The sequence below is a fragment of the Enterobacter sp. SA197 genome (genome assembly GCF_054131575.1).
The window spans coordinates 1,753,734-1,780,669 of the sequence record NZ_CP096393.1 but is presented as its reverse complement, the minus strand read 5'-3'; the positions used below and the strand labels follow the sequence as shown (position 1 = coordinate 1,780,669).

Sequence of the window (26,936 nt, the reverse complement as noted above, 5' to 3'; positions counted from 1 at the left end):
TTACATGATTCAAGATGTATCTTAAATCTACATCAGGTGTTAGATAACTATCATCTATCATTGCTATCCGCGACGGCTGTCACAAACCTTTCCAATAGCGTTAACTGCTTCAAATTTTTGACTGATAGACCTCTAAGAACCCCTGCCAAACGCTTGACGCGATGCCTGATTTCTCTAAATTGTACAGTCGAGAGTTGGCGAGGTTTTGAACAACCCCACGCTCTGCCACCGGTTCATTCCATCTTACTTAAATAAGATTTACGAAGGATGTCGAAGCATGGAAACGGGTACTGTTAAGTGGTTCAACAATGCCAAAGGGTTTGGTTTCATTTGCCCCGAAGGCGGCGGCGAAGATATCTTCGCGCATTATTCCACCATCCAGATGGATGGTTACAGAACGCTAAAAGCCGGGCAAACCGTCCGGTTTGATGTGCATCAGGGCCCTAAAGGCAATCATGCCAGCCTTATCGTGCCTCTGGAGATGGAAGCCGTCGCCTGACGCCACTTCCTTCATTGTGTACATCCTGCAGTTAAAATGCCAGTCCCGTTGACTGGCATTTTTATTAACTTTTTATTCACTCCCTCGCCAGGGCATCAACAGGATCGAGACGTGCCGCGCTGCGAGCCGGCAACCAGCCAAACAGCACACCGGTAAATGTTGAGCAGAGAAAAGCGGTAATCAGCGCAACGGGAGAAAAACCAATTTCCCAGCCGGGCAGGAAAAGTTGCAGCGTAAAGGCAATTGCCATCGACAAAGCCACACCCAATGCACCGCCCACCAGGCAGACCAGTACGGCTTCGATAAGGAATTGCGCCAGTACATCGCTTGCCCGCGCGCCAACGGCCATTCGGATGCCTATCTCCCTTGTTCGTTCAGTCACTGACACCAGCATAATATTCATTACGCCAATGCCCCCGACCAGCAGGGAGATAACCGCAACCAGCGTTAAAAAGAGCTGAAGAGTACGTGTGGTCTTTTCTGCCGTTTTCAACACCCCATCCATATTCCAGGTAAAGAAATCTTTCTTCCCGTGGCGTAAGGTCAGTAAGCGCTCCAGCTGTTGTTCGGCCTGACCACTGCCATAACCCTCATTGACGCGAACGGTAATGGAATTAAGCCAGGACTGACCCAGCACGCGGGCTGAAAGCGTAGAGTACGGCATCCACACCCGGAGGATCTTACTGCTGCCAAACATCGACTGCTTCTCCTGCGCCACGCCGATGACGGTGGCAGGCATATTGCCTACCAGAATAATTTCACCCGTCACCTTCGCTTTATTCGGAAACAGCTGACGCCGGGTATTGTTATCGAGCACCACCACCTGTGCTCTCCCGTTTTGCTGCTCCTCATTGAATGTACTGCCCTCACTGAAGGTCATGCCATAGACATTGAAATACTGGCTGCTCACCCCGTTTGCACTTGCCGCAACATCGATATTGCCATTACGAAGTCGCAGATTCTGCGAGATGGCAGGGGTTGCCGAGCGTACCCACGGCTGCTTTTGAATGGCCAGCAGATCGTCATATTTCAGCGCCTGCTGATACTGCGGATCGTCGTCGCCAAAATCTTTGCCAGGGTAGATATCTATCGTATTAGTGCCGATGGCGCGGATATCCGCCAGTACCAGCTGTTTGGCCGCATCGCCTACCACCACAATAGAAACCACCGACGCGATGCCGATGATTATCCCAAGCATGGTCAACAGCGTGCGCATTTTATTGGCCGCCATCGCGCGCCACGCCATCATCAGCGCTTCCTGAAAACGACCGGAGAAGTGCCGTACACCAGCAGGCGTTTCCGCCGTCGCGATGGGTTGCCCCGTGGAAGAAGGCACCACAGAGGGCGGGTTCGTCAGAATTTCGCCGTCACGAATTTCAATAACCCGCTGTGCCTGGGCCGCGACTTCAGGATCGTGCGTGACGATAATGACCGTATGCCCGCGTTCGCGCAGTTGATGAAGGATAGCCATCACCTCTTCGCCGGAATGGCTGTCCAGCGCGCCGGTGGGCTCATCGGCAAGAATAACCTGCCCTCCGTTCATCAGCGCCCGGGCGATACTGACACGCTGTTGTTGTCCACCGGATAGCTGAGAGGGTGAGTAGCCTTCCCGCTCACTTAAGCCAAGCCGCCCCAGAAGTTCTCTGGCGCGGGCGAGGCGTGCTTTGCGCTCAACGCCTGCATAGACCGCAGGAACCTCGACGTTCTGGGCCGCCGTCAGATGCGACAGCAGATGATAGCGTTGAAAAATAAAACCGAAGTGCTCACGGCGCAGGCGCGCCAGCGCATCACTGTCCAGCGTCGACACGTCCGTGCCCGCCACACGATAGGTGCCACTGGTGGGCTTATCAAGGCAACCGAGTATATTCATCAGCGTTGATTTGCCTGAGCCTGACGCCCCGACAATCGCAACCATCTCACCTGCATGAATGGCTAACGAAATGCCCTTAAGTACCTCAACCTGCCCGTCACCGGAAGGATAACTGCGGCGAATATTATTCAGTTCCAGCAGTACCGTCATTGAGGCGCTCCGGGGGTGGTCGTCGTGATGATCACTTCATCACCCGCCTCCAGACCTTTCGTCACCTCAGCATCAGTGTCATTACGCATGCCGAGTGTAATTTCACGCTCTTTTACTTCGCCGTTACGCAGCAGCTTCACTTTGTAACGGTTATCCCCTACCGGCTCGCCCAGCGACGCAAGCGGAACCGTCAGTACATTCTTCACGCCGTTAAGCTGGATATGCACCTGTGCCGTCATCTCCAGACGCAGCACGCCCTGAGGGTTGGGCACTTCAAAGCGGGCATGGTAGAAAATGGCGTCATTCACTTTGGTAGGGGTTGGCAGAATATCTTTCAACTTACCTTCATAGCGCGTTTGCGGGTCGCCTAATACCGTAAACCATGCCTTCTGGCCAGGTTTAAGGTGGATAATGTCAGCTTCTGAGACCTGGGCCTTCACAAGCATGGTAGACATATCCGCCAGCGTCAGGATATTGGGCGCCTGCTGGGCGGCAATCACCGTCTGGCCCTGAAGGGTGGTTATCTCTGTTACTTCACCCGCCATCGGAGCAACGATGCGGGTATATTCAAGATTGGCTTTCGCCGTATCGAGGGTGGCCTGATTTCGCTGAATTTGCGCATCGATAGTGCCAATCTGCGCCTCTTTTACCGCAAGCTCGGTAACAGCACTGTCGAGGTCCTGACGTGACACGAGATTATTTTTCACCAGCTGCTGCTGGCGCCCCAGGGTCACGCTCGCCAGCTTACGTTCAGCCTCTGCCTGACGACGCTGGGCACGCAGCTCCATGAGCGTCGCGTTCACTTCCTTAATCTGGTTTTGCGCCTGTTCGGGATCAATCACGCCGAGCAGTTGATCTTTTTTCACCTTATCACCGATGCTGACGGACAAGGTTTTTAACTGCCCACTGACCTGCGCCCCGACATCCACCTTCCGCACCGCATCAAGTTTGCCTGTCGCCAGCACGCTTTGTGACAGCTCACCAGGGCGGACAATCAGTGTCTGGTACTCAGGTACTGGCGTGTTGAGCTGACCCCACAGCCAGAATGCCGCCACCACCACCACCAGCCCCAACACCAGCCAGCGCTTTTTGCGTTTTCCCTTCAAATTCATAAAAATTCCTAATGTCTTTATTAACGCTATTTGTGCCAATAATAACTAAACGCTGTCTTAACGAAACGTAATCTTTTCATTTCTGCCCGCTCTCATTTATCTGGCGTTGAAGGTGTGCTTGTTCCAATACCCTCATCATCCCTAAGACCAGGTTATTTCATGTCCATTCTTGCTGATATTCCTTCCTCTGACGCGCCTGTTATCCGGACAGGCTGGCAGCTCTTCCGTGCGCTCGCGACCGGTGAACTGAGACCCGGACGAGCCTGGCAAAACCCGGCCTACCGGCGAAAATTTGTGCTGCGATCCCTGCTCATGCCGGTCAGCACTGCGTCATTGCTGTCCGGTCTGGCAAAACACCCGGATCTACTGCCTATGCTGCATGCTCAACCCGGACTCCCCTGCCGTCTTCATCGCCCGTGGCTCTCACTTGTCATGGACAAAAAGCGCACGCTGGAGGCCTTATCCTTTCATTATCAGGCCTTTTCCGCGCATCTCTCAGCGCCGGTGCGCATGAACTATTTTACATCGCAGGGCATTACCCTGGCTGAGCTTAGCGGAAAAAACGAAGAGCGTTATACCATCCGACTTGTGGCCGACGCGAATCTGGATAAAGAAGGCGAGGCAACGCTTGTCTTCTGCGACGCGCAGCAGACCACCCTTGCGGAGATGACCTTCGCGCTTTGTGAATATCAGGGTAAACGCACACTGTTTATTGGCGGGTTACAAGGGGCAAAAGCCAATGTTGCGCACGATGCGATTCAGTTTGCCACCAAAGCGTGCCACGGCCTGTTTCCTAAACGTTTGCTGCTGGAGGCCTGCACCGGGATTGCCGCCTTTATGGAGATGGAGCAAATCGTCGCGGTGAGCAATACCACCCATATTTATAAGAGTTTGCGTTATCGCAAGAAAAAACAGGGGAAACTGTTTGCCGACTACGACAGCTTCTGGCTGTCGCTTGCAGGCGAGCAACATGCTGACGGCGCTTTTCTGCTGCCATCCACCATTGTTCGCAAACCAATGGAAGAGATAGCCAGTAAAAAACGTTCCGAGTATCGCCGTCGTTACGAACTGCTGGATGCTCTGCAGGCCCAGGTGACCCGGACGCTACGCACTTAATCAGCCCGCCCTCGCGCCAGCCACAGCACGCGCGAAAACATTTTACGCAGCAGGTACGGCACCGCCTCTACCCCTCGCCGGCCTGCTTCCATCGCCACCTCAATAGCCAGTTCCGGTTTTGAAGAGCGGTGGATAGCTTTGGTGATAATGCGCCGCATGTTCATTGGCACGTTATCAGGCAACTGCGCAACGCGGTGATAGACATCAGCAAAGCCTTCCCGGTACATGAAGTGTTCCATGTCCAGCGCCGGAAGTTGGGTGAGGTGATCGCGCAGTGGGTCACGATCCTCATTCAGCAGGCCACGAACCGTGGCGGCGTATTTTTTACCCGCCTCATCACCGTCGACCAGCACATGCCACTGGATGCCCATTCTGCGGGCAAACTTGATGAGCGGCTTCAGACCTGACTGCGCAAATTCAATGACCTTTACCCCTTCAGCATCGAAATGATGACCACACTGACGCGCAAATTCATTGATGACCCAGGTTTCCGTCTCCCCTTCAACCAGCAGCCAGCAGCGGGCAAACAGGGAGGAAGCTCGATTAAAACGAATATGGAAAGCAATGCGCCTCCCTTCTTCGGCATTCATCCCTCCCGGCCCTAATCGCCAGGCCGCGACGCGTGATGATTCCCGAACCAGCCTGCATACCTGCTCGACCGGCGTAAGGGAAAGCAGTTCACCTGAGTTGGTGGTCGTGATTTTCTGCAGGGGCAGTAAATTGAGGAGATGCCAGGCGACAGAGAGCATAATCGGATGCAACCGGGTCTCAGGATCTTCCACCAGCAGCAGTGGTCGGGCGTCCCTGTCCAGGCGGACATTCCCTTTAGCCCGCAACAGGGTGGCAAAAAAGCCCAGTAAAATGACGCGATACATTCGGCCACCGGGTCTGTCGATGACCCGGTTTATGACATCAAGATAACGCCAGCTGCGCTGTTCATCATGAGAGCGCCGACGCATCAGCCGCTGGGCCGTGGGCCCGCTTCCCTGTTCAGCAAAGTAGTGTTCAAGCAGTTGGACCATCGCAGATAAACCATGACGAATTTGCGCATCAGAAAGATTTTGCGGTTGGGAGAGCAGCTCATGTGAGAGAAGGTCAAGCTGACGCGCGGTGGCGTCAGTTTCCGGCACCCCGGCCTCTTCTCCAGCGTGAAGGCGGCGCATAAAGCGCGCATCCCGCAGCCGCAAAACGGGCATGAGGCGGATCAGATGATGGGCCAGAGCGTCAATATCCGTGAGGGGCAATGGATTTCCCTCGGCGTCAAGAAAAGTGCGGAGCGTCATGACGCTGCCCTCTTCTGCGAGCTCCCCCTCCAGTCGGTAAAACAGACGATGGTATCCGTCGCTACTCGCCATCCAACATGCTTCCAGAGGGCGATAACGTCGAACCCGATGGCGACCGGGCACCGATTCACGGAAGGTGAGAATAATGTGCAGATGATGCTCCCTACCATGAATATCGCCAGGGGGAAACCAAAAATCGTCGCGAACAAAATGGTAAAGCTCGGGAGCCGGGGCCAGCAGTAAGGTTAACGCATCCAGCAAACTCGATTTACCCCACGCATTCTCACCGATAAGCACATTGTTTTGCTCAAGCATCAACGAGAGCCGATTAATGCCACGAAACCCTGCAATTTCGACGCGTTCAAGGATCATAACCCCTCCGGGAAACATTCCATTTTCCATAACGTTACCCTGAGTATAGCGGCGAGATCTCTGAGTAAAAACAGCATTTCCCCCTGCGAAGGGGCAAAACCAGCTGACGCTGTCAAAATTGCGCTAAATCAATCTATGTGCATATTGCGTAAAAAACCCCTTTTAAGCCTCACCACACCCGCTTAATCTTAAACATGTATTTTAAATATAACTTTAAAACTTATAAGGTGTGACTATGTTTTGTGTGCAATGTGAACAAACCATCCGTACCCCGGCGGGCGATGGCTGCGCTTACGCGCAGGGTATGTGCGGCAAAACGGCCGAAACATCGGACCTGCAGGATCTGCTGATCGCCGCACTTCAGGGGCTGTCTGCCTGGGCCAGCAAAGCGCGTGAATACGGCATTATCGTTCATGAGATCGATAATTTCGCACCTCGCGCCTTCTTCTCTACCCTGACCAACGTCAACTTCGACTCCGTGCGAATTGTCGGTTACGCGCGTGAAGCCATTGCCTACCGTGAAGCCTTAAAAGCGCAGTGCCTGAGCATTGATCCTGCCGCTACCGTCGAAAATCCAATGGCAGACCTGCAACTGCTGAGCGACGACCTTGGCGATCTTCAGCGCCAGGCCGCTGCGTTTACGCCGAATATTGATAAAGCGGTTATTGGTGAAAACATTCTCGGCCTGCGACTTCTCTGCCTCTATGGCCTGAAAGGGGCTGCCGCCTATATGGAGCACGCGCACGTGCTCGGTCAGTACGACAATGAGATCTACGCTCAGTACCACAAGATTATGGCGTGGCTGGGTACCTGGCCTGCGGATATGAATGCGCTGCTCGACTGCTCAATGGAAATTGGTCAGATGAACTTCAGGGTCATGAGCATTCTGGATGCGGGCGAAACGACCGCCTACGGGCATCCGACCCCAACACAGGTCAACGTGAAGGCCGTTGCTGGTAAATGCATTCTGATTTCCGGCCATGATCTGAAAGATCTGCATAATCTGCTGCAACAAACCGAAGGTACCGGCGTTAACGTCTATACCCACGGTGAGATGCTGCCTGCGCACGGTTATCCGGAACTGCGTAAATACAAACATCTGGTGGGTAACTACGGCAGCGGCTGGCAGAACCAGCAGGTTGAATTTGCCCGCTTCCCGGGTCCCATTGTGATGACCTCGAACTGCATCATCGACCCGACCGTCGGCGCTTATGATGAACGCATCTGGACTCGCAGCATTGTCGGCTGGCCAGGCGTTAACCACCTGGAAGGTGACGACTTCACCCGCGTGATTGAGCAGGCGCAGCAGCTGGCTGGCTTCCCGTACAGTGAAATTGAGCATCTGATTACCGTTGGTTTCGGGCGTCAGACACTGCTGGGGGCCGCTGATACGCTGATTGATCTCGTCAGCCGCGAAAAACTGCGTCACATCTTCCTCGTGGGCGGCTGCGACGGGGCCCGCGGTGAACGTAACTATTTTACTGATTTTGCCACCAGCGTGCCGGACGACTGTCTGATTCTGACCCTGGCGTGTGGCAAATATCGCTTTAATAAACTGGACTTCGGCAACATTGAAGGGCTGCCGCGTCTGGTCGATGCCGGTCAGTGTAACGATGCTTACTCTGCCATTATCCTGGCGGTGACGCTGGCCGAAAAACTCGGTTGTGGCGTGAATGACCTGCCGCTCTCACTGGTGCTCTCCTGGTTCGAGCAGAAAGCTATCGTTATCCTGCTGACGCTGCTGTCGCTGGGTGTTACCAACATCGTCACCGGCCCGACTGCGCCAGGCTTCCTGACGCCTGACCTGTTGGCGGTACTGAACGAAAAATTCGGTCTGCGTGCCATCACCACCGTCGAGCAGGATTTACAGCAGATGTTAGGTGCGTAAGGAGTAACCCATGACAATGCCAACCCCGCAGTGCCCGTGGCGTATGCAGGTTCACCACATCCAGCAGGAGACGCCGGATGTCTGGACGCTGTCGCTGTTATGCCATGATTATTACCCTTACCGCGCCGGTCAGTATGCGTTGGTCAGTATCCGCAACAGTGCAGAGCAGCTACGTGCTTATACCCTCTCCTCGACGCCGGGGGTGAGCGAATACATTACGCTGACCATCCGTCGTCTGGATAACGGTACCGGCTCCTCCTGGCTGACGCGCGATGTGAAACGCGGCGACTATCTGTGGCTCTCTGACGCACAGGGTGATTTTACCTGTGATAATGAGGCCAACGACAAGCTGCTGTTGCTGGCGGCAGGCTGTGGGGTGACACCGGTCATGTCAATGCGCCGCTGGCTGGCAGCCTATCGCCCGCAGGCGGATGTGCAGGTTATTTTTAGCGTCCGATCGCCGCAGGATGTAATTTTTGCCGACGAGTGGAAGAATTATCCGGTCACGCTGGTAGCGGAACATAACGCCACCGACGGTTTCCTCGCAGGACGCTTAACGCAGGATATTTTGCGCCGGGTTCCCGATATCGCCTCGCGAACCGTCATGACCTGTGGCCCCGCCCCTTATATGGACCAGGTGGAAAAAGATGTGAAGGCACTGGGCGTTACCCGGTTCTTTCATGAGAAATTCTTTACGCCTGTTGCCGAAGCAGCCACCAGCGGGTTGAAGTTTACCAAACTCCAGCCGGCAAAAGCGTTCTTTGCACCGGTGGGGACTACACTGCTTGAGGCCTTTGAAAGCAACCAGGTGCCGGTGAATGCAGCCTGCCGTGCGGGCGTCTGCGGCTCCTGCAAAACGCAGGTTATTTCCGGGAAATACAGCGTCAACAGCACGATGACGCTGACTCCGCAGGAGATAAGTGAAGGTTATGTGCTGGCCTGCTCATGCCATCCACAAAGTGATTTAGTCCTGGCGTAAACGGAACTGAATAACGCAAAGCCTTCCCTTGCGGGAAGGCTTTTTTTTACCTCAACGCGGGGATAAGTGAGTAACGACCTGCCCCGAGAAACGCGACGGCCAGCCCACCAATAAAGAAGTAGACCAGGCTTTCGATAGCCCATGCCCCGGTTGCATCCAGCGCGCCGGTTTTTCCGATACCGACCATCAACCAGGCAACGACCATCGTAAAGGCCAGCACCAGTGCCGCCGGACGGGTAAAGACGCCAATGACAATCAGGATAGGGGCAACCACTTCACCGACCAGCACGCCGTAAGCGATAAACCCCGGTAACCCTTTTGCCACCAGCATACCCGCGATGCCATCGGTGCCGTCCATCAGCTTATGGAAACCGTGAAAAAACATTAGTCCGCCCACCGCGAGCCGCAGCAGTAAACGACCAAAATCCTCATGAGCTAACATCTTATTAACTGAATCTAACAATGATTTAACCATTTGAAATGATTCCTATTTTTATTCAACTTTATGCAGATTATGCCTAATCTCAACAGAAATAAAGCCCTATGTAATCAGGGGCAATTTACGCAAAATTAATGACATTTCATGGACTACGCTTGTAGACGACATACTTATATGGAGTCATACGATGAAACAGACAGTGGCCGCTTATATTGCTAAGACACTGGAACAGGTTGGAATCAAACGCATCTGGGGTGTAACCGGGGATTCTCTGAATGGCTTAAGTGATAGTCTTAACCGTATGGGAACCATCGACTGGATGCCAACGCGTCACGAAGAAGTTGCCGCCTTTGCCGCAGGGGCGGAGGCTCAACTCACTGGTGAGCTGGCGGTGTGTGCCGGTTCCTGCGGTCCGGGCAATCTGCATTTGATCAATGGTCTCTTTGATTGCCACCGTAATCACGTCCCGGTGCTGGCCATTGCCGCTCATATCCCCTCCAGCGAGATTGGCAGCGGTTATTTCCAGGAAACTCACCCGCAGGAGCTGTTCCGTGAATGTAGCCACTACTGCGAGCTCGTCTCTTCGCCTGAACAGATCCCACAAGTGCTGGCAATCGCCCTGCGTACCGCTATCCTCAAGCGTGGCGTGGCAGTGATTGTTCTGCCCGGCGACGTGGCACTGAAACCGGCTCCTGAAACCGCCAGCAGTCACTGGTATCCTGCTCCTCAGCCCGTGGTAACACCTGCCGCGGAAGAGTTAAAAAAACTGGCGCAACTGCTGCGCTACTCCAGCAATATTGCCCTGATGTGCGGCAGCGGCTGCGCCGGAGCGCATAGCGCCCTGATTGAATTCGCCGCTAAACTGAAAGCGCCGATAGTCCATGCCATGCGCGGCAAAGAGCATGTGGAATATGATAACCCCTATGATGTGGGCATGACCGGGCTTATTGGGTTCTCGTCAGGGTTCCATACCATGATGAACGCCGACACCCTCATCCTGCTGGGCACGCAGTTCCCCTACCGCGCTTTCTACCCGACGGATGCCAAAATCATTCAGATAGATATCAACCCAGCCAGCATTGGCGCACATAGCAAGGTGGACATGGCGCTGGTGGGAGATATCAATGCGACATTAACGGCTCTGTTACCTTTGCTGGAGGAGAAAACCGACCGTCGTTTTCTCGACAAAGCACTGGAGCATTATCGCGATGCCCGTAAAGGGCTGGACGATCTGGCCAAACCCAGCGACAAGGCCGTGCATCCGCAATATCTGGCTCAGCAAATCAGCCACTATGCCAGTGACGATGCCATTTTTACCTGCGACGTAGGAACGCCGACCGTCTGGGCCGCACGCTATCTTAAGATGAACGGCAAACGACGTCTGCTGGGCTCCTTTAACCACGGCTCAATGGCAAACGCCATGCCGCAGGCGCTGGGCGCAAAAGCGACGGCCCCCGACCGCCAGGTCGTGGCAATGTGTGGCGATGGCGGATTCAGTATGCTGATGGGTGATTTTCTCTCCGTGGTGCAAATGAAGCTGCCGGTGAAAATCATCGTCTTTAACAACAGTGTATTGGGGTTCGTTGCGATGGAGATGAAGGCTGGCGGCTATCTCACCGATGGAACAGACCTGAATGACACGAACTTCGCCCGCATCGCCGAAGCCTGCGGTATTACCGGGATTCGTGTGGAAAAATCTGCCGATGTGGACGCCGCGTTGCAGCAGGCCTTCTCCATTGACGGGCCGGTACTGGTTGACGTGGTGGTGGCGAAAGATGAACTGGCGATCCCGCCGCAAATCAAACTGGAACAGGCGAAGGGATTCAGTTTGTATATGCTGCGCGCCATCATCAGCGGGCGCGGCGACGAAGTTGTCGAACTGGCAAAAACGAACTGGCTCAGGTAAAAATAGCCTTTTCAGTTCATACACAACATCAATCGTGTTGCATCAAGGCAGCAAGCCCGCCCCCCCCGGCAGCACAGAGACCTGTGCGACGGGGGGCGGGGCGTGCCCGTTGCCCCGACAGCGTGAAGGATGGAGTGTATATAAGGAAATGCCATGATTGATTTACGCAGCGATACCGTCACCCGCCCCAGCCGTGCCATGCTTGACCAGATGCTGACGGCCCCGGTCGGAGATGACGTCTATGGGGATGATCCGACCGTTAACGAACTGCAGCGCTTTGCCGCCGAACTCAGCGGTAAAGAGGCCGCTCTCTTCCTGCCGACAGGCACCCAGGCGAACCTGGTGGCGTTGCTGAGCCACTGCGAACGTGGCGACGAGTATATCGTTGGTCAGGGTGCCCATAATTATCTGTATGAAGCTGGCGGTGCAGCGGTGCTCGGCAGTATTCAGCCGCAGCCGATTGACGCTGCCGCAGACGGCAGTCTGCCGCTGGACAAGGTCGCCGCTAAAATCAAAGCCGACGATATCCACTTTGCCCGCACCAGATTATTGAGTCTTGAAAACACCCATAATGGCAAAGTCCTGCCCCGTGACTATCTTCAGCAGGCGTGGGAGTTTACCCGAGCGAAGGGTCTGGCTTTACATGTAGACGGCGCACGCATTTTTAATGCCGTGGTCGAGTATGGCTGTGAACTGCGTGAGATCACCCAATTCTGTGACTCGTTCACCATTTGTCTCTCCAAAGGGTTAGGCGCGCCGGTGGGCTCACTGCTGGTGGGCAGTAGCGACTACATTAAACGCGCCACTCGCTGGCGTAAAATGACCGGTGGCGGTATGCGCCAGGCCGGTATCCTTGCCGCGGCTGGCCTCTATGCCCTCAGGAATAACGTTCAGCGTCTGAAAGACGATCACGACAATGCCGCCTGGATGGCCGCTCAGTTGCGGGAGAGTGGTGCCGATGTTATGCGCCACGATACCAACATGTTGTTTGTGCGCGTGGGAGAGGAGCATGCTGCCGGGCTGGGCGCGTTTATGCATGAGCGTGGTGTGCTCATCAACGCCTCGCCAGTTGTCCGCCTGGTCATACACCTTGACGTCAACCGTGAGCAGCTTGCCGGAGTCGTTCGTCACTGGCAGGCGTTCCTGCAGCGCTAAGGAGCCGGGCGTGCCACAACCTATCCTGGTGCTCGGGGCCAGCGGCTACATTGGTCAGCATCTGATTCAGGCACTGAGCCAGCAGGGTCATGAGGTACGGGCAGCGGCCCGCCAGCTCTCTCGACTGCGAAAACAGCCGTTGCCGGGGGTAAGCTGCCACGAGATTGATCTCAGCTGGCCGGACGATCTCCCCTCCCTGCTCAGGGATGTCGGCACGCTCTATTACCTGGTTCACAGCATGGGTGAAACCGGCGATCTGGTCGCCCAGGAGAGGCAAATCGCCCTTAATGTACGTGACGCTTTGCGGGAGGTGCCCGTAGGCCAGGTCATCTTCCTGAGCTCGCTGCAGGCAAAGGAAACCAGTGAATCTCACCATCTCAGGGCCCGTCAGCTCACAGGCGACCTGCTTCGTGATGCGGGCGTACCCGTCATCGAACTACGTGCCGGAATTATTGTCGGCGCGGGCTCGGCGGCGTTTGAGGTCATGCGGGATATGGTTTACAACCTTCCCATACTCACCCCACCGCGCTGGGTTCGCTCCCGCACCACTCCTGTCGCGCTGGAGAACCTGCTCCACTACTTGCTGGAGCTGCGTCACCACAGGTTCACTCATCACCAGGTCTATGAGGCGGCCGGGCCTGAAGTGCTCAGTTATCAGCAGCAGTTTGAACAGTTTATGGCGGCAAGCGGCGTGCATTGCCCGCTTGTGGCGATCCCGCTGCCCACCCGCCTTATCTCCGTCTGGTTTTTACAGGTCATCACCTCCGTCCCGCCCACCATCGCCCGCAGCCTTATTCAGGGGCTTAAACACGATTTGCTTGCCGATGACAGGGCCCTGCGTGCGCTGATCCCACAGGTGCTCATCCCCTTTCGTGAGGCGGTAACGCGAACATTACAGGATGAAGCACGTCTGGCTCACTCCGGCGACTGGGGTTATTCGCCACAGGCGTTTGCCCGCTGGCGACCTCAGTATGGCTACTTTCCGAAACAGGCGGGGTACAGGGTTAAAACAACGGCCTCATGTCGTGCGCTCTGGGACGTCATCAACCAGATAGGCGGCAAGGAAGGGTATTTTTATGGCAACGCGCTCTGGCAGATCCGGGCGCTACTCGACAGGCTTATCGGACACCGGCTGGATAAAGGTCGTCCGTCTCGCGACTATCTGCAGGTAGATGATCGGGTTGATAGTTGGCGGGTCATCATTGCCGAACCGCAGGAGCAACTGGCCCTGCTGTTCGGAATGAAAGCGCCGGGGCTGGGTCGCCTCTGCTTTACTCTGACGGATATGGGAACCTACCGCTTGCTGGATGTCCGGGCCTGGTGGCACCCGCACGGCATGCCAGGCCTGCTCTACTGGCTGCTGATGATCCCGGCTCATCTGTTTATCTTTCGGGGGATGGCGCGGCGTATTGCCCATTTAGCAGAACAATACTCAGAAAAAAAGTGAAACCGGACCCTATTCTTTCACGTTTCCCATTGCATACCGGCCTGTTTCACGGAAGAATGCGCACGCAATGAATGCGGGTCACTATAGTGGATTGCTATGAAGGTTTTGGTCACAGGCGCAACCAGCGGGTTAGGTCGCAATGCCGTCGAATATTTACGCCGAAAAGGCATCAGCGTAAGGGCTACCGGGCGCAACAAGGCGATGGGCTCCCTGCTGACAAAAATGGGTGCGGAGTTTATCCATGCCGACCTGACCGAACTCGTCTCCTCTCAGGCCAAAGCAATGTTAGCGGGTGTGGATACCCTCTGGCACTGTTCCAGCTTCACCTCACCCTGGGGCACTCAGGCGGCGTTTGACCTGGCCAACGTTCGCGCCACCCGTCGCCTCGGCGAGTGGGCCGTCGCCTGGGGTGTGCGTAATTTCATTCACATCTCCTCACCCTCACTCTATTTTGACTATCGCCATCATCACGCTATTAAAGAAGAGTTTCGTCCGGCGCGCTTTGCCAACGAATTTGCCCGCAGTAAAGCAGCCAGTGAGGATGTGATTCAGCTGCTGGCGCAGGCTAACCCCAATACCCGCTTCACCGTGTTGCGCCCGCAAAGTTTGTTTGGCCCGCATGATAAGGTGCTCATCCCGCGACTGGCGCAGATGATGCACCACTACCGCAGCGTGTTGCTTCCGCGCGGAGGCCGGGCAACGGTCGACATGACCTACTATGAAAACGCTGTGCACGCTATGTGGCTTGCCAGTCAGGAAGCCTGCGACACGCTTCCCTCCGGGCGTACCTATAACATCACCAATGGCGAACCGCGCCCATTACGCAACATTGTGCAAAAGTTGATTGACGAGCTGGAGGTGGACTGCCGCATCCGTTCAGTCCCCTATGCCATGCTGGATGTCGTTGCGCGCAGCATGGAGCATTTTGGCAACAAAGCCGCTAAAGAACCGGCTTTTACCCACTATGGCGTCTCCAAGCTCAACTTCGATTTCACGCTGGATATCAGCCGCGCGGAGAAAGAGCTGGGGTACCAGCCGGTTGTCACTATTGATGACGGTATTCTGCGCACGGCCCGATGGTTAAAAGATCACGGTAAAATCTGACCCTCAGCTCTGCCCGTATTTCTCCAGCAATGCTTGCGCAATAGCCTGACTTTCTGCATCCGCCACGCCATTCCACAGCGTCGGGCGAAAATGCATCTGGAAGGCCATGATCACCCTTTTCTGCTGCCCCGGCGTCATCTCAGGTTTTACCTCATAGCCATAGCGCGCCAGTAAATCGAGTAGTGAGGCGGTATCCACCGCGTCGTAAGGGTCCCGCCCATTGAGATAAAAGGCAACGCGTGTGGCGTCCGGCCATGCGCCAATGCCTTGCGCCGCCAGTTCCCGCCAGGGGAAAAGTGGCCCGGGATCGTCCTTTCGCTGGGGGGCGACATCAGCGTGTGCCACCACATTCTGAGGAAGTATGTTGTAACTATTGATGATGTCTTTAGCAAGCGGGATGAGCGCGGCAATTTGTGCAGGTTCGAAGGGGGTAAACTGCTTACGACCCGCCACGTTCCGCCAGCCACGATTCTCAAGCTCAATGCCAATCGACGTATCGTTGAGGCGAGTCGCGTTCCGCCAGTAGCTGATACCGGCATGCCAGGCCAGGGAGTGTTCCGGCACAAGCTGCCATATGCGGGGTTTACCGTCGTAAAGCGGCGGACGGGCAGGAATAAGATAATGAGCGCTGACGTGCCGGTCGGTTAAGGTGGCCAGCGAGACGTCAAAATCATCTGCCGTATAATGCAGTACCAGCACCTTGACCCGTGGATAGGCGGCCTGCGCCTGACGGCGGGTATCAAGCTGATACCCCTGCTTCTCAACAATGCCTTTTTCGCCCGCACAGCCAGACAGCAGCAGTGCAAGTAACAGCAGCGGTAGAAAACGTTTCATTAGCGTGTTTTCACCGCCGTACCGCTGACGCTAACCATCAGCATGCTGCTGTCCTTACCTACCGTCTCATAATCAATATCAATACCCACGACGGCATTCGCACCCAGCGCTTTGGCCTGCTCAGCCAGTTCACGAAAAGCGATTTCCCGCGCTTTACGCAGCTCTTTTTCATAAGCGCCGGAACGACCGCCCACGATGTCGCGTATACCGGCAAAGAAATCGCGGAAGATATTGGCACCCAGAATTGCCTCGCCGGTGACAACACCACAGTATTCCACGATCGGTTGTCCTTCCAGAGTGGGGGTAGTTGAAAATTGCATCAGGTTCTCCTTTTAGGCTTCAAGTGCGGTACTTCACACATTATCGAAGCAATACACTATTCTTGAAAGGAAGTTAAATCCGAAGCGAAAATAAGGAAATCATTATGCGCTATTCTGCTCTGACTCTCGCTTTACCCTGTGCGTTGCTGCTCAGCGCCTGTACCACTGTCCCGCCGGCTTACAAGGACATCGGCACCCGTAGCGGTCCATGCATCGAAGGGGGCCCGGACACGGTGGCACAGAAATTTTACGATTTTCGTATTGAGCATCACAGCAATGACCTGTCGGCACTGCGACCTTACCTGAGCGACGATTTGGCAGCCATGCTAACGGCGGCAAGCCGGGATAATCGAAACACAGCGCTGCTGCGATCGGACCCCTTCTCCAGCCGCACGGTCATGCCAGAAAAAGCCAGCGTCGCCAGCGCATCCACCATCCCCAATACCGATGCACGTAACATTCCTTTGCGCGTAACCCTGACCCAGGGCAGCCAGACGTGGCAGGATGAGGTGCTGATGATCAGAGAAGGCCAGTGCTGGGCAGTAGATGACGTTCGCTACCTTGGCGGCGCTGCTCATGCTCCCGCCGGAACTTTGCGCCAGTCTGTTGAGCACCGATAGCGAGCTGAGGCGTAAATACGATAAATCCCGCTTAAACCCCGCAAAATGTCTGGCATTCCGGCGTGAATGCCGACATTTATTCCTGCTTACCTCGAGCTCCGGTATTTTGTGCTAACTTTATTGAGTGCGGCGGTTTATATTTAAGTTTTAACGCACAAATATTGCATAACTATTCTGCGAACGTTACTATTTGCGGCCTCAATTGCTATTAGATTGCCTCGATGAGTATAAAATTAAACGGCATTAACTGCTTCTATGGCGCACACCAGGCGCTCTTTGACATCACCCTTGAATGTCCCCAGGGCGAAACGCTGGTGCTTCTTGGTCCCAGCGGCGCAGGTAAAAGCTCTCTGCTACGCGTGTTGAATCTGCTTGAGCAGCCTCGTTCAGGCCAGCTCACTATTGCAGGCAATCACTTCGATTTTGCCAAAACACCTTCTGATAAGGCGATTCGCGATCTGCGTCAGAATGTGGGTATGGTTTTCCAGCAATATAACCTCTGGCCACACCTGACCGTCGTGCAAAACCTGATTGAAGCACCATGCCGTGTGCTGGGGTTAAGCAAAGATCAGGCGCTCGCGCGGGCCGATAAACTGCTGGAGCGTTTACGCCTTAAGCCTTACAGCGACCGTTATCCCCTGCACCTTTCTGGCGGCCAACAGCAGCGTGTGGCGATCGCCCGTGCGCTGATGATGGAGCCCCAGGTGCTGTTATTTGATGAACCCACTGCCGCACTGGATCCGGAAATTACTGCCCAGATTGTCAGCATTATTCGTGAGCTGGCGGAAACGGGTATCACGCAGGTTATCGTGACCCACGAAGTTGAAGTAGCACGTAAGACCGCCAGCCGCGTGGTCTACATGGAAAACGGCCATATTGTCGAACAAGGGGATGCGAGCTGCTTTACCTCGCCGCAAACCGACGCGTTCAAATACTACTTATCTCACTGATTTATTTGGGGAAATAACAATGAAAAAAGTTCTGATTGCCGCACTGCTTGCCAGCGTCAGCCTGAGCGTCTCCGCTGCCCAGACTATCCGTTTCGCCACTGAAGCCAGCTACCCTCCGTTTGAGTCGACCGATGCTAATAATAAAATTGTTGGTTTTGACGTCGATCTGGCCAACGCCTTGTGTAAAGAGATTGATGCAACCTGTACCTTCACTAACCAGGCATTTGACAGCCTGATTCCAAGCCTGAAATTCCGTCGTTTTGACGCCGTGATGGCAGGAATGGATATCACCCCAGAGCGTGAAAAACAGGTGCTCTTTACGACGCCTTATTATGACAACTCCGCCCTGTTCGTTGGGCAGAGCGGTAAATACACCAGTATTGATGCCCTTAAAGGCAAGAAAGTGGGTGTACAGAACGGCACCACGCATCAGAAATTCATCAACGATAAACACCCGGAAATTACCACTGTCCCCTATGACAGCTACCAGAATGCCAAACTGGATCTGCAAAATGGCCGTATTGACGCCGTATTTGGTGATACTGCCGTCGTGACCGAATGGCTTAAGGCCAACGATAAACTGGCCGCAGTGGGCGACAAAGTGACGGACAAAGCCTACTTCGGTACTGGTCTGGGCATTGCGGTGCGTCAGGGTAATACGGAGCTGCAGCAGAAATTCAATGCCGCGCTGGAAAAAGTGAAGAAAGATGGCACTTACGAAACCATCTACAGCAAATGGTTCCAGAAGTAATCTGAATGAACGAATTTTTTCCTTTAGTAAGCGCCGCCGGGATGACCGTCGGCCTTGCCGTTTGCGCCCTGATCATAGGCCTGGTGCTGGCGATGATCTTTGCGGTATGGGAATCAGCGAAGTGGCGTCCGGTAGCCTGGGCTGGCACGGCGCTGGTGACCATTTTACGCGGCCTGCCAGAAATTCTGGTTGTCCTGTTTATCTATTTTGGCTCGTCACAGCTGCTGCTTATTCTCTCTGACGGTTTCAACATTCATCTCGGGTTTGTCGAGATCCCGGTGCAACTGGCGATCGAAAACTTCGATGTCAGTCCTTTCCTGTGCGGCGTTATTGCCCTGTCGCTGCTCTATTCAGCGTATGCCTCTCAGACGCTGCGAGGTGCCCTGAAAGCGGTGCCTCAGGGCCAGTGGGAGTCCGGGCAGGCGCTTGGGCTGTCGAAAAGCGCTATCTTCTTCCGCCTGGTGATGCCGCAGATGTGGCGTCACGCACTGCCAGGCCTGGGTAACCAGTGGCTTGTGCTGTTGAAAGATACCGCGCTGGTGTCACTTATCAGCGTGAATGACCTGATGTTGCAGACGAAAAGTATTGCCACCCGTACCCAGGAGCCCTTCACCTGGTACATTGTGGCGGCGGCTATTTATCTGGTGGTTACCCTTATCAGCCAATGGATACTCAAACGCATTGACCTGCGTGCAACGCGCTTTGAACGGAGGCCTGGCTGATGCTTGAATTTTTCCCTGAATTACTCAAGGGTCTGCATACCAGCCTCACGCTGACGGCAGCATCTCTGGTAGTGGCACTGATCCTCTCGCTGCTCTTTACTATCATTCTGACGCTGAAAACGCCGGTTCTGTTCTGGATTGTGCGCGGTTATATCACCCTGTTTACGGGCACGCCGCTGCTGGTACAGATCTTTCTCATCTACTATGGCCCAGGTCAGTTTCCGGTGTTGCAGGAGTATCCGGTCATCTGGCATCTGTTGTCGGAACCCTGGCTTTGCGCGCTGCTCGCGCTGTCGCTTAACAGTGCGGCTTACACGACCCTGTTGTTCCACGGTGCAATCCGCGCCATTCCGGAGGGTCAATGGCAGTCCTGTAGCGCTCTGGGCATGAGTAAAAAAGATACCCTGGCCATTCTGTTGCCGTACGCCTTCAAGCGCGCCCTCTCGTCCTATTCGAACGAAGTGGTGCTGGTATTCAAAAGTACCTCGCTCGCTTACACCATTACCTTAATGGAGGTAATGGGTCACGGGCAGTTGCTGTACGGACGCACCTACGATGTGATGGTGTTCGGCGCAGCGGGAGTGATTTACCTTATCGTGAATGGTCTACTGACGTTAATGATGCGACTGATTGAGCGTAAAGCACTAGCGTTCGAACGGCGTAATTAATGCATAAATAATATTCAAAAAGCGAGTAACTTATTAAGTTCTCGCTTTTTTTATCCACAATAAAAAATATTTAAGCATATATATTGCATACTAATTCATTAACTGGCATTGTTAGCCCCATGCCCACAACACGGCAACCACAATAAGATTGACAGACAGGAGTTCCAGTGATGAAAAAATTGATTCTGGCCGCAGTACTCGCCACCTTCGCTGCCGGTGCGACAGCCGCTGAAAAAATTAACTTTGGTGTTTCTGCTACCTACCCGCCGTTTGAATCCATGGATGCGAACAACAAGATTGTGGGCTTCGATATCGACCTGGCAACGGCGCTTTGCAAACAGATGCAGGCCGACTGCACCTTTACCAATCATGCTTTCGACAGCCTGATCCCTGCCCTCAAATTCAAAAAATATGATGCGGTGATCTCAGGTATGGACATTACCCCGGAGCGTAGCAAGCAGGTTTCCTTTACTGAGCCTTACTATGCCAACTCCGCGCTGGTTATTGCCAAAAAAGATGCGTTCAAATCCTTTGAAGATCTTAAGGGCAAGCGTATCGGCATGGAAAACGGCACCACTCACCAGAAATATTTGCAGGATAAACATCCTGAAGTGAAAACCGTGGCGTATGACAGCTACCAGAATGCGATTATCGACCTGAAAAACGGGCGTATCGATGGCGTATTTGGTGATACTGCCGTGGTGAATGAGTGGCTGAAAACCAACCCGCAGCTGGGCACCGCGACGCCGAAAGTAACCGACCCGCAGTACTTTGGCACCGGTCTTGGGATCGCCGTGCGTCCGGACAACAAAGCCTTGCTGGAAAAACTGAACGGCGCGCTGGCGGCAATCAAAGCTGATGGTACCTATCAGAAAATCAGCGACCAGTGGTTCCCACAGTAAGCTGATTTAACAGTAAAAAAGCCGCATGATGCGGCTTTTTTTTGCCTGTTATCCGCGGGGAAGCGGCAGTGAAAACCGGAAACAGGCACCGGTTCGTACATCCACCAGTTGAATATCCCCGCCATGCAGTTGCAGCATTCTTCTTACAATCATCAGACCCAGACCACCCCGTGACTCGCCCGCCCTGGGTTTATCCAGAACAGAGGGCCGTTGGAACAGGCTGGCACGAAGCTCCATCGGTATACCCGCGCCGCTGTCTTCGATTTCCACCACCAGTTGTTCTGCTTCCTGCCGGGTCCGAAGGGTAATAATGCCTCCATCAGGGGTATGTCGGATGGCGTTATCGAGCAGGTTGGTCAGCACCCTCTCCATCATCGAGAGGTCGGCATAAGCCTGCGCAAGCCCCACTGGCAGCTCAAGGTGGATACGGATAGCCCGCGTTTCGGCCATTAAATCAAACTTTTGCGCCACATCCTGCACCAGCTCGGCCATCACAAAAGATTCCGGCTGCGGTTTTATGCCCCCATGTTCGAGTCTGGCCAGTTCAAATAACTGTTGCGACAGATGCCGCACTTTGTTGCCCTGACGCATCGCAATGCTCAGATAGTGTTTGGACTCTTCCGGCGTCAGATAATCGGCTTTCACCGACAGCGTTTCCAGATAACCCAACAGTGCGGTCAGCGGCGTACGCAAATCATGCGAGATGTTAGCAACAAACTCCCGCCGCTGACGATCGTTATCAGCCAGCGCATCCCACTGACTGGCGACCTTGCGGGACAACTCAATAAAGGCATTTTGTAACACGGCCACTTCGTTGCCTGCAGCGGGATCGAGTGGCTGTTCCGCCACGCGTTTGATGGCAATGATACTTTCCTGCTCCAGCGCGCTGACTTCACGCGTCAGCATCCTGACCGGGCGGGTGATCCACCACCAGGCTACCCCCCCTGCAAGCAGGCCGAGCGCCGCAACCAGCAGCAGCGACCATAACATTGCGCGCCATAACGCATGTTGCCAGGCGCTGTCGGCAAGCGCGTCCAGGGCCTCTCCCTGCAGAATAATATAAAGATAGCCGTGCAGTTGCCCCTCTACCCGCACCGGCGACACGCTGAACACTTTTTGCTTATCACTGCTGCGGGGATCGTCGCCATAGACGGGCCACTCCGCGCCGGCCAGAAATGCCTGCACCGGCGCGAGGTTTATACGTTCACGTTTGATATGCCCTTCGGGTGCCGCATCCGCCAGTAAAATACCGTCAGGCGAAACCATATACAGCTCCACGCTCGGGTTCAGGGTCATTAACCGGTCAAACAGCGATTTCAGCGCCTCACGATTAACCTGACCCTGCCTGTCGAGCAGCGACTCGCTTCTGGCAATTTGTTGAGCAAGCCCTGCGGAGAGCCGCTGAACCATAGCGTCGCCATAACGGGTAGTGCTGTAGAGTTGCAGCGAGCAGGCAGCCGCTGCACATAACAGCAACAAAGCGGTAAACACCAGCGTCAGGCGCTGGCTCAGGCTCAGACGTTGCATTCGCTCTCCTCCGGATTTGGCGAAAACTTATAGCCTTTTCCCCAGACGGTGAGAATGATTTCCGGCGCGGCAGCGTCCTTTTCGATTTTCATCCGCAGGCGATTAATGTGGGTGTTGACCGTATGCTCATAGCCTTCGTGCTGATAGCCCCATACCTGCTCCAGCAGCGCCAGCCGGGAGAAGATCTCGCCGGGATGACGGGCAAACCAGTAGAGGAGATCAAATTCGCGGGGGGTTAAATCCACCAGCTCGCCACGCAGACGCACTTCACGCGGAAGCGGGTCGATAGTGAGATCGTGGCAGGCTATGCTGCCCATTCCGTGGCGAATATTGCGCCCCATCGCTTCCTGTCTGCGAAAGAGCGCTTTTACCCTGGCCACCAGCTCCAGCACCGAAAAAGGCTTCGCCAGATAATCGTCAGCCCCCATCTCAAGGCCGAGTACGCGGTGAGTTTCACTGGATCGGGCGCTGATGATGATCACCGGAAGATAACGGGTCATCTGCCGGATGCGGCGGCAGATCTCAAGGCCATCCACGTTCGGCAGCATCAGATCCAGGATCACGGCGTCCCAGTCGGTTCTGTCCAGCTCACGCAGCGCCTGTGCGCCATCCTCCTGATGAACTATCTGAAAGCCCTCATCCCGCAGGTTGAGTTGCAACAGTTCAGCAATATCCCGATCGTCTTCGACCAGCAGTATTTTTTTTGCGCTATCCATCGTCCGTTCCGGTTAAGGCCATATAGCTAAGATTAACGAATAACCGGGCAGGAAGTTGTCACAAATTCGTTATAGATTTCGCAAAGAAGATTATTTACGTACTAAAAGCGTCAGCACTTCATAATGCGCGGTGTGGGGGAACATATCAAAGAGCTGTACCCGCTCAATACGGTAGCCGGGCAGCAGGTGAAAATCGTTCGCCATGGTCTGCGCATTACAACTGGAGTAGACAATAAACGGCGGTTGCATCTGGCTCAGGTAGTCACATAAAGTTTTGCCTATGCCCCGGCGCGGCGGATTCACCAATACCAGATCCGGTACTTCACCCTGATCGGTGGCAAATGCCGTAGAGTCGAGAGCCTGAAAATGCAGACGAGTGAGACCCAGTTGCTCAGCAGAACGTTTCGCGCTGGCAATAGCTTCCTGGGAGATCTCAATGCCGGTCAGGGTCATTTCCGGTGTGGCACAGTGCAAACCAAACCCGCCCACACCGCAGAAAAGATCCCACATATGCCGGACCGGCAGCGCCCTGACCCACTCTCTGGCCGTTGCGTATAATGCGCTCGCCACCGTTGGGTTAGTCTGGAAGAAGCTTTGAGGACGGATCCATAAGGGTACATCATTAAAACATTCTGCCAGGGTGCGCTCCTCAGTGAGAAAAATCTCTTTTTCCCCTTCCATTATGGCCATATGCACCGGCTGAATATTGACCGAAATGACGCGCAGCTGTGGCAGTTGCGCCTGCAGCCACGGCAGCGCCGCCCGCAGTTGCTCAAGCCTGGATTCAGAACGCAGCACAAAGCGCAGCATCATCCCGCCGGTGTGCTGGCTTTCGGTAAGCAGAAGATATTTCAGCTCGCCGCGCCTGCGTTCAACGTTGTAAGGCGTTAAACCGGCACGGGCGATAAAGGGTTTGATTGCAGCGAACGCCAGAGAGAAAGCAGCAGGATAGAGCGGGCAATCGCTAAGGTCGACCGGCGTGCCATCCCGATGCAGCATACCCAGCAGTGGCTTTTCGACGCTGCCGCTAACCACCATTTTTGCTTTATTACGAAAGCCTTTTTCAGGACCGCTGACAGGCGTGCGCCACTCCGCAACGGGAAGGCCCGCCAGCAGCGCTCGCAGATCGGTCATCCTCGTGGTTAATTGTTCAGAGACCGGCTGCTCGATCCATTGGCAGGAACGACAGCGTCCGGCGTCATAATGTGCGCACTGCATAGTAAAGCCTTCTGTTTTGCGGGGGGCGGGATTGTACCATCGTTATTGCAGACGGAAAAAGCGCCGACTGGGAGAAGGAATAAAGAGCAAAAACAGCGCGAGCAGAGAAGGCACCTTTTGCAGGAGTAGCGTCTGAAAAATCTCGCGCTTCGACTCACCGGGAATGCTAAAGAGTTCAGGGTAGCCGTAACCCAGCGAGGCCGCCCATAAATAGCCGCCGGCGATAATCTGCGTCAGTAAATAGACCCACCGCGCCCAGCTTCTCCCTTTAACCACTGAAAACGCACAGAGTATTTCGACAAAAACCAGCACCAGGCTGCCAAAGAAAATCAGGGTTAATGCCCAGGTCTGGGCGCTACGCTGCACGAATTCAACCAGCCCCTGTGGCCCGAGCGTCATAAAAATCATTATGAAGTCGACACACCGGATAGAGATGATGGCGATGGCCGCGACCTGGACTAACGCCGGAATATTCGGGCGGGCATGGGTGTGGCGTGTTTTAGTAAAGAATCCCAATCGGTACTGTTCCCTGTGAATAGATGCCGCGACAGGCGCGGCATCTGCGACACAACTTTTAAGATTCTAGAGCCATTATCCCCGTCTTGCACGCTGGATATCTCTGATACGTTGCTTTTCAGCACGTGCCATCAGACACCAGGCGATAAAACCAACAATGCCAACCACACCGAGGATAAGCGAGGCCAGGGCGTTGATTTCCGGGTTAACCCCCATACGCACGCTGGAGAACACCAGCATCGGCAGTGTGGTGGCGCCAGGGCCGGAAACAAAACTGGCAATGACCAGGTCATCCAGCGACAGCGTGAAGGCCAGCAGCCAGCCGGAAACGATCGCTGGCATCAGCATCGGCAGAGTGATAATGAAAAAGACCTTCAACGGCGTAGCACCCAGATCCATCGCCGCCTCTTCGATGGAGCGGTCAAGCTCGCGAAGACGTGATGAGATAACCACCGCCACATAGGCGGTACAAAAGGTGACATGGGCCAGCCAGATAGTGAGCATGCCACGATCGGCAGGCCAGCCGATGGCATGGGCCAGCGCCACAAAGAGCAACAGTAGTGACAGCCCGGTAATCACATCTGGCATCACCAGGGGTGCGGTTATCATAAACGCAAAACCATTCGATCCACGAAAACGGCCGAAACGCACCATAACAACCGCAGCGATGGTCCCCAGTACCGCCGCCATCGTGGCGGCACATGCCGCAATCGTCAGGCTCAGGCCCACCGCACTCATCATCGCGTCATCACGAAACAGCTCGCCATACCAGCGTGTGGACCATCCTGCCCAGACGGTCACAAGCCTTGAGCTGTTAAACGAGTAGATGACCAGCATCAGCATAGGGGCATAGAGGAAGGTAAACCCAAGCACCAGAATCAGGATACGCCACGGCGAGCGCACTACCGGTAAGTTGTTCATGCCCCCTCTCCCATCTGTTTTTGCTGATGTTTATGGAACCACATAATGGGCACGATGAGCAGCAGCAGCATGATAATGGCGACCGCTGAGGCCACAGGCCAGTCACGGTTGTTAAAGAATTCCTGCCAGAGCACGCGGCCAATCATGATGCTGTCCGGGCCACCGAGCAGTTCCGGGATAACAAACTCCCCTACCGCCGGAATAAACACCAACATTGACCCCGCGATAATGCCACCTTTGGTCAGTGGAACAATAACGCTGAAGAATGTTTTCAGCGGACGCGCGCCTAAATCCAGTGACGCCTCCACCAGCGAGTAATCGATGCGCGTCAGTGCGGTGTAAATAGGTAACACCATAAACGGCAGATAGGCATACACAATGCCGATGTACACCGCCAGATTAGTGTGCAAAATCGCCAGCGGCTGATCGATAACCCCTAGCCATATTAAGACGTTATTCAATACGCCGTTGCTTTTCAAAATCCCCATCCACGCATACACGCGAATAAGGAACGACGTCCAGGAAGGCAACAACACCAGTAACAGTAAAATATTACGTGTTGAAGGCCGACTGTGGGCCACCGCCCAGGCCATCGGGTAACCCAGCAACAGGCAACAAAGGGTGGAGATCCCGGCAACCTGTAACGACTGAAGATAAGCTTCAAAATAGAGCGGATCGTCGGTCAGTTGCAGGAAGTTATTGAAGTTAAGGGAGAGGGTCAGCTGATTATCTGCCCACTCTACCAGGTCAGTATAGGGCGGAATGGCGCGGGCCATCTCTGCCAGACTGATTTTAAAAACAATCAAAAAAGGCAGTAAAAACAGAAGCGTCAGCCAGATATAGGGCAGCGCAATAACCAGCTTGCGCCCGTGCTTCATTTGCAAACGCGCCAGCCAGAGGCGAAAACCGCCAGGCTTGTCAACGCGGGATGGGGGTTCAAGTGTACTCATT

The 26,936-nt window shown here is 54.6% G+C and carries 26 protein-coding genes; 14 read left to right on the top strand and 12 right to left on the bottom strand.

Translation table 11 applies throughout. The annotated features are described in order from the left end of the window. Window positions 1-277: 277 nt before the first annotated feature. A complete protein-coding gene (gene cspD, locus M1D91_RS08140) occupies window positions 278-499 on the top strand; it encodes a cold shock-like protein CspD (protein WP_437431279.1) in 222 nt (73 codons plus the stop codon). 76 nt (window positions 500-575) lie between these two features. On the opposite strand, the gene macB is transcribed toward cspD, so the two are convergent. Continuing rightward, window positions 576-2,519, bottom strand: a complete 1,944-nt coding sequence (gene macB / locus M1D91_RS08135; protein ID WP_437431278.1) for a macrolide ABC transporter ATP-binding protein/permease MacB — start codon at window positions 2,517-2,519, stop codon at window positions 576-578. Further along, a complete protein-coding gene (macA, locus tag M1D91_RS08130; protein WP_437431277.1) occupies window positions 2,516-3,631 on the bottom strand; it encodes a macrolide transporter subunit MacA in 1,116 nt (371 codons plus the stop codon). The genes macB and macA overlap by 4 nt, the downstream gene beginning before the upstream one ends. Window positions 3,632-3,790: 159 nt before the next feature. Between macA and M1D91_RS08125 the strand changes: the two genes are divergently transcribed. After that, complete coding sequence (locus tag M1D91_RS08125; protein WP_437431276.1) at window positions 3,791-4,747, top strand: VirK/YbjX family protein; 957 nt, start codon at window positions 3,791-3,793, stop codon at window positions 4,745-4,747. Here M1D91_RS08125 and M1D91_RS08120 read toward each other — a convergent pair. Further along, window positions 4,744-6,402, bottom strand: coding sequence for an ATP-dependent endonuclease (locus M1D91_RS08120; protein WP_437431275.1), 1,659 nt, complete (start codon window positions 6,400-6,402; stop codon window positions 4,744-4,746). The genes M1D91_RS08125 and M1D91_RS08120 overlap by 4 nt on opposite strands. A 235-nt stretch (window positions 6,403-6,637) precedes the next feature. On the opposite strand from M1D91_RS08120, the gene hcp reads away from it, so the two are divergent. Both hcp and hcr read left to right on the top strand, forming a co-directional pair. Then, complete coding sequence (gene hcp / locus M1D91_RS08115) at window positions 6,638-8,290, top strand: hydroxylamine reductase (protein ID WP_437431274.1); 1,653 nt, start codon at window positions 6,638-6,640, stop codon at window positions 8,288-8,290. A gap of 10 nt (window positions 8,291-8,300) precedes the next feature. Then, window positions 8,301-9,269, top strand: a complete 969-nt coding sequence (gene hcr / locus M1D91_RS08110) for an NADH oxidoreductase (protein ID WP_437431273.1) — start codon at window positions 8,301-8,303, stop codon at window positions 9,267-9,269. A 46-nt stretch (window positions 9,270-9,315) separates the two neighbouring features. On the opposite strand, the gene M1D91_RS08105 is transcribed toward hcr, so the two are convergent. Then, on the bottom strand, window positions 9,316-9,744 hold the full coding sequence (locus M1D91_RS08105) for a DoxX family protein (RefSeq protein WP_437431272.1): 429 nt from the start codon (window positions 9,742-9,744) through the stop codon (window positions 9,316-9,318). Between the two features lie 151 nt (window positions 9,745-9,895). Here M1D91_RS08105 and poxB point away from each other — a divergent pair, with 151 nt between their 5' ends. The 4 genes from poxB to M1D91_RS08085 all read left to right on the top strand — a co-directional run bounded on the left by poxB (window position 9,896) and on the right by M1D91_RS08085 (window position 15,320). Next, window positions 9,896-11,614 (top strand): ubiquinone-dependent pyruvate dehydrogenase, encoded by a 1,719-nt coding sequence (poxB, locus tag M1D91_RS08100; RefSeq protein WP_437431271.1) that lies wholly within the window; start codon window positions 9,896-9,898, stop codon window positions 11,612-11,614. Window positions 11,615-11,767: 153 nt separating this feature from the next. Continuing rightward, window positions 11,768-12,769, top strand: a complete 1,002-nt coding sequence (gene ltaE / locus M1D91_RS08095) for a low-specificity L-threonine aldolase (protein ID WP_437431270.1) — start codon at window positions 11,768-11,770, stop codon at window positions 12,767-12,769. 10 nt (window positions 12,770-12,779) lie between these two features. Next, complete coding sequence (locus tag M1D91_RS08090; protein ID WP_437431269.1) at window positions 12,780-14,216, top strand: DUF2867 domain-containing protein; 1,437 nt, start codon at window positions 12,780-12,782, stop codon at window positions 14,214-14,216. Between the two features lie 96 nt (window positions 14,217-14,312). Beyond that, a complete protein-coding gene (locus M1D91_RS08085) occupies window positions 14,313-15,320 on the top strand; it encodes an NAD-dependent epimerase/dehydratase family protein (RefSeq protein WP_437431268.1) in 1,008 nt (335 codons plus the stop codon). A gap of 3 nt (window positions 15,321-15,323) precedes the next feature. Here the strand turns inward: M1D91_RS08085 and M1D91_RS08080 are convergent, their stop codons facing one another. After that, window positions 15,324-16,154: an N-acetylmuramoyl-L-alanine amidase gene (locus tag M1D91_RS08080; protein WP_437431267.1), complete on the bottom strand. Its 831-nt coding sequence runs from the start codon at window positions 16,152-16,154 to the stop codon at window positions 15,324-15,326. Further along, window positions 16,154-16,474: a heavy metal-binding domain-containing protein gene (locus M1D91_RS08075; protein WP_437431266.1), complete on the bottom strand. Its 321-nt coding sequence runs from the start codon at window positions 16,472-16,474 to the stop codon at window positions 16,154-16,156. Before M1D91_RS08075 ends, M1D91_RS08080 begins: the two co-directional genes overlap by 1 nt. A 104-nt stretch (window positions 16,475-16,578) precedes the next feature. Here M1D91_RS08075 and M1D91_RS08070 point away from each other — a divergent pair, with 104 nt between their 5' ends. The 6 genes from M1D91_RS08070 (at window position 16,579) to artJ (ending at window position 21,087) form a co-directional block, all read left to right on the top strand. After that, window positions 16,579-17,094 carry a lipoprotein gene (locus tag M1D91_RS08070; RefSeq protein WP_437431265.1) on the top strand — a complete coding sequence of 172 codons (516 nt, stop codon included), beginning with the start codon at window positions 16,579-16,581 and terminating at the stop codon, window positions 17,092-17,094. A 221-nt stretch (window positions 17,095-17,315) separates the two neighbouring features. Next, the gene (gene artP / locus M1D91_RS08065; protein ID WP_437431264.1) at window positions 17,316-18,044 is read left to right on the top strand and encodes an arginine ABC transporter ATP-binding protein ArtP; all 729 of its coding nucleotides are present in this window, start codon (window positions 17,316-17,318) and stop codon (window positions 18,042-18,044) included. 19 nt (window positions 18,045-18,063) lie between these two features. Then, window positions 18,064-18,795, top strand: coding sequence for an arginine ABC transporter substrate-binding protein ArtI (gene artI / locus M1D91_RS08060; protein ID WP_437431263.1), 732 nt, complete (start codon window positions 18,064-18,066; stop codon window positions 18,793-18,795). Between the two features lie 5 nt (window positions 18,796-18,800). Next, entirely contained in the window at window positions 18,801-19,517 is a 717-nt protein-coding gene (artQ, locus tag M1D91_RS08055; RefSeq protein ID WP_437431262.1) for an arginine ABC transporter permease ArtQ, read from the top strand. Then, the gene (gene artM / locus M1D91_RS08050) at window positions 19,517-20,185 is read left to right on the top strand and encodes an arginine ABC transporter permease ArtM (protein WP_437431261.1); all 669 of its coding nucleotides are present in this window, start codon (window positions 19,517-19,519) and stop codon (window positions 20,183-20,185) included. Before artQ ends, artM begins: the two co-directional genes overlap by 1 nt. A gap of 170 nt (window positions 20,186-20,355) precedes the next feature. Next, window positions 20,356-21,087 carry an arginine ABC transporter substrate-binding protein ArtJ gene (gene artJ, locus M1D91_RS08045; protein ID WP_437431260.1) on the top strand — a complete coding sequence of 244 codons (732 nt, stop codon included), beginning with the start codon at window positions 20,356-20,358 and terminating at the stop codon, window positions 21,085-21,087. A 48-nt stretch (window positions 21,088-21,135) separates the two neighbouring features. On the opposite strand, the gene M1D91_RS08040 is transcribed toward artJ, so the two are convergent. The 6 genes from M1D91_RS08040 to potH all read right to left on the bottom strand — a co-directional run bounded on the left by M1D91_RS08040 (window position 21,136) and on the right by potH (window position 26,935). Continuing rightward, window positions 21,136-22,614, bottom strand: a complete 1,479-nt coding sequence (locus M1D91_RS08040) for a sensor histidine kinase (protein ID WP_437431259.1) — start codon at window positions 22,612-22,614, stop codon at window positions 21,136-21,138. Continuing rightward, window positions 22,602-23,330 carry a response regulator gene (locus M1D91_RS08035; protein ID WP_437431258.1) on the bottom strand — a complete coding sequence of 243 codons (729 nt, stop codon included), beginning with the start codon at window positions 23,328-23,330 and terminating at the stop codon, window positions 22,602-22,604. Before M1D91_RS08035 ends, M1D91_RS08040 begins: the two co-directional genes overlap by 13 nt. A gap of 90 nt (window positions 23,331-23,420) precedes the next feature. Further along, window positions 23,421-24,548, bottom strand: a complete 1,128-nt coding sequence (rlmC, locus tag M1D91_RS08030; protein ID WP_437431257.1) for a 23S rRNA (uracil(747)-C(5))-methyltransferase RlmC — start codon at window positions 24,546-24,548, stop codon at window positions 23,421-23,423. 42 nt (window positions 24,549-24,590) lie between these two features. Continuing rightward, window positions 24,591-25,064: a YbjO family protein gene (locus M1D91_RS08025; protein WP_437431256.1), complete on the bottom strand. Its 474-nt coding sequence runs from the start codon at window positions 25,062-25,064 to the stop codon at window positions 24,591-24,593. A gap of 75 nt (window positions 25,065-25,139) precedes the next feature. Beyond that, window positions 25,140-25,985, bottom strand: coding sequence for a putrescine ABC transporter permease PotI (potI, locus tag M1D91_RS08020; RefSeq protein ID WP_437431255.1), 846 nt, complete (start codon window positions 25,983-25,985; stop codon window positions 25,140-25,142). Then, window positions 25,982-26,935 (bottom strand): putrescine ABC transporter permease PotH, encoded by a 954-nt coding sequence (gene potH / locus M1D91_RS08015; RefSeq protein WP_437431254.1) that lies wholly within the window; start codon window positions 26,933-26,935, stop codon window positions 25,982-25,984. Before potH ends, potI begins: the two co-directional genes overlap by 4 nt. Window position 26,936 lies beyond the last annotated feature (1 nt).